This is a genomic window from Mycobacterium sp. (genome assembly GCF_032162105.1).
Classification (GTDB): Bacteria; Actinomycetota; Actinomycetes; order Mycobacteriales; family Mycobacteriaceae; genus Mycobacterium.
On sequence record NZ_JAVRPS010000099.1, the window covers coordinates 1 to 3,700 of the forward strand.

3 protein-coding genes are annotated in these 3,700 nt (G+C 67.5%); all 3 read left to right on the forward strand.

Annotated features, from left to right (window positions below; genetic code table 11):
• The coding region (locus tag QOC69_RS04950) for an NAD(P)H-dependent flavin oxidoreductase (RefSeq protein ID WP_526436970.1) at positions 1-579 on the forward strand (579 nt) is incomplete at its 5' end.
• Between the two features lie 152 nt (positions 580-731).
• The gene (locus tag QOC69_RS04955) at positions 732-1,286 is read left to right on the forward strand and encodes a TetR/AcrR family transcriptional regulator (protein WP_526436974.1); all 555 of its coding nucleotides are present in this window, start codon (positions 732-734) and stop codon (positions 1,284-1,286) included.
• Positions 1,276-3,513 (forward strand): molybdopterin-dependent oxidoreductase, encoded by a 2,238-nt coding sequence (locus tag QOC69_RS04960; RefSeq protein WP_526436972.1) that lies wholly within the window; start codon positions 1,276-1,278, stop codon positions 3,511-3,513. The genes QOC69_RS04955 and QOC69_RS04960 overlap by 11 nt, the downstream gene beginning before the upstream one ends.
• Positions 3,514-3,700 lie beyond the last annotated feature (187 nt).

The window sequence follows — 3,700 nt, forward strand, 5'->3', positions numbered from 1 at the left end:
GGCGTCGACATCATCATCGCCCAAGGTGGCGAGGCCGGCGGACACTCCGGCGAGGTCGGCTCGATCGTGCTGTGGCCGCAGGTGGTCAAGGAGGTCGCACCGGTTCCGGTGCTCGCCGCGGGCGGTATCGGCAGCGGTCAGCAGATCGCGGCGGCGCTGGCGCTCGGCGCTCAGGGCGCATGGACGGGCTCGCAGTGGCTCATGGTCGAGGAGGCCGAGAACACCCCGGTGCAGCAGGCGGCCTACGTGAAGGCAGGCAGCCGCGACACCGTGCGGAGCCGCTCGTTCACTGGCAAGCCGGCCCGGATGCTGCGCAACGACTGGACCGAGGCCTGGGAGAACCCGGACAACCCGAAGCCGCTCGGCATGCCGCTGCAATTCATGGTGTCCGGGCTCGCGGTCGCCGCGACGCACAAGTACCCCAACGAGACGGTCGACGTCGCGTTCAACCCGGTCGGCCAGGTCGTCGGCCAGTTCACCAAGGTCGAGAAGACCTCGGCGGTCATCGAGCGGTGGGTGCAGGAGTACCTGGAGGCGACCAACACCCTGAACGAGCTGAACGAGGCGGCTTCGGTCTAGCGCCACTCCCCCGATCGACCGCGAATCCCGCTGCCCTGTGCGGCGGGATTCGTGCTTTCCAGGCTGTCCGACGCCGCCGGGGTCTATGTATGATGCTCTACATAACCGGCCCCCGGTGAAGGGATGTGCAGGTGGTCAGTCCCCGCGAACGAATGGTCATCTCGACCGCACTGCTGATCCGGGAACGTGGCGCGCACTCGACGGCCATCTCCGACGTGCTCGAACACAGCGGCGCGCCCCGAGGTTCGGCGTACCACTACTTCCCCGGCGGTCGCACCCAGCTCCTGTGCGAGGCCGTCGACTACGCCGCCGAGTACACCGCGGCCCGGATAGCGAGGGCCGACACCAGCGCGGCCGCCATCGACGTCATCGTCGACCGGTTCCGCGCATTGCTGATCGAATCCGATTATCGCGCGGGGTGCCCGGTGGTGGCGGTGGCCGTCGAGGCGGACAACCAGCCGGTGATCGACCGGGCGGCAGCGGCGTTCACCCGCTGGACCGAACTCGTCCGACAGCGACTGGAGGCCGACGGTGTCGGCACCGAGCGCGCGGAGGAGATCGCGATGTTGGTGATGACGTCGATCGAGGGCGCGATCGTCGTTGCCCGTGTCGCGCGCGACGTCAAGCCGCTCGACCTCGTCCATCGACAACTGCAGGACATCTTGGCGGCCGAAACGGCGAAGGGAAACCTCAATCATGACCAATGAGTGGCAGTCGACGGCGTGCATTCTCTGCGAGTGCAACTGCGGCGTCGTCGTGCAGGTGGAGGACCGCAGGCTGGTCAAGATCCGCGGCGACAAGGAGCATCCCGCGTCGCACGGCTATACCTGCAACAAGGCCCTGCGGCTCGACCACTACCAGAACAGCCGCAACAGGTTGACCTCTCCCCTGCGCAGGCGCGATGACGGCGCATACGAGGAAATCGACTGGGACACCGCGATATTCGAGATCGCCGAGGGCTTCTCCAAGGTCCGCGACGAGCACGGCGGCGACAAGATCTTCTACTACGGCGGTGGCGGCCAGGGCAATCACCTCGGTGGCGCCTACAGCGGCGCGTTCCTCAAGGCGATCGGGTCGCGCTACCGGTCGAATGCGTTGGCGCAGGAGAAGACCGGTGAGAACTGGGTCGATCAGCATCTCTACGGCGGGCATACCCGCGGGGAATTCGAGCACGCCGAGGTCTCGGTCTTCATCGGCAAGAACCCGTGGATGTCGCAGAGCTTTCCGCGGGCCCGGGTGGTGCTCAACGAGATCGCCAAGAACCCCGCACGCTCGATGATCGTGATCGACCCGGTGATCACCGATACGGCGAAGCTCGCCGACTTCCACCTGCGCGTGCGCCCCGGTACCGACGCCTGGTGCCTGGCGGCGCTGGCCGCGGTGCTGGTGCAGGAGGATCTCTGCAACGAGGCCTTCCTGGCCGACCACGTCAACGGCTCGGACGCCGTCCGGGCGGTGCTCGCCGACGTGCCGGTCGCCGACTACGCGCAACGCTGTGGCGTCGACGAGGACCTGCTGCGTTCAGCGGCCCGCCGGATCGCGGCCGCGGGAAGCGTGTCCGTGTTCGAGGACCTCGGCATCCAGCAGGCGCCCAACAGCACGCTGAGCTCCTACCTGAACAAGCTGCTCTGGATCCTGACCGGCAACTTCGCCAAACGTGGTGCCCAGCACCTGCATTCGTCCTTCGCGCCGCTCTTCGGCGTGGCCGGCGTCGGCCGCACTCCGGTCACCGGGGCGCCGATCATCGCAGGCCTGGTACCGAGCAACGTGGTGCCCCAGGAGATCCTGACCGAGCACCCCGGCCGGTTCCGGGCGATGATCGTGGAGAGCAGCAACCCCGCCCATTCGATCGCCGACTCGGCCTCGGTGCGCGAGGCGCTGGAGTCGCTGGAGTTGCTCGTCGTCATCGACGTGGCCATGACCGAGACGGCCCGGCTCGCCCACTACGTTCTGCCAGCGGCCAGCCAGTTCGAGAAGCCAGAGGCGACGTTCTTCAATTTGGAGTTCCCGCACAACACCTTTCATCTCCGCCATCGGGTGATGGAGCCCTTGCCGGGCACGTTGGCCGAACCGGAGATCTGGGCGCGGCTGGTGCGGGCGCTCGGCGTCGTCGACGACGACGAACTGAAGCCGCTCCGCCGCGCGGCCGAGCAGGGCCTGGACGCCTACACGCAGGCGTTCCTTGCCGCCGTCAGCGCCAACCCTGCGTTGGGCCGGGTGTTGCCGTTCGTGCTGTACGAGACCTTGGGGCCGACGCTGCCCGAGGGGCTGGCCGGCGCGGCCGCGCTGTGGGGCCTGGCCCAGAAGACGGCGATGGCCTACCCCGAGGCGATGCGCCGCGCCGGTCACCCCGACGGCAACGCGTTGTTCGAGGCGATCCTGTCGGGCCGCTCGGGCGTGACGTTCACCGTGCACGAATACTCCGACGACTTCGCCCTGATCACCCATCCGGATCACCGGATCGCGGTGGAGATGCCGGAGATGCTCGACGAGATCCGCGCGCTGCGCTCTGCTCGCACCGCGCTCACCAGTGCGGAGTTCCCGATGGTGCTGTCGGCGGGCGAGCGTCGCGCCTACACCGCCAACGACATCCTGCGCGACCCGACCTGGCGCAAGAAGGACACCGACGGAGCGCTGCGGATCAGCGCCGAGGACGCGGGGGCCATCGGCGTGATCGACGGCGGCCGAGCGCGGATCACGACCGCGGCGGGCAGCGCCGTGGCGACGGTCGAAGTCAGTGACGCCATGCTGCCAGGACACGTGTCGCTGCCCAACGGATACGGCCTGGACCACGTCGACGCCGATGGCCAGTCAAGCACCCCGGGCGTGGCGCCGAACGCGTTGACGTCGACGGACTGGCGCGACGCCTACGCAGGTACGCCATGGCACAAGCACGTGCCCGCACGGATCGAGGCCGTCGCTCTCATTACATGAATCGGTGCCGGCGTGCAGAATTCATCCACAGGTCGGCTCGTCATGCACGAGTTGTAATCCCTTGTGCCACTTTGGTTTCAGGCGTCACATTCCAGGTTTTCTTGTCAGCAGTTCGAACTAGTGTTCGGGTATGAGTTTGAGTGCGGTCCCCGACTACGAGGACGACGAGGACTATGTCGTGGTCCTC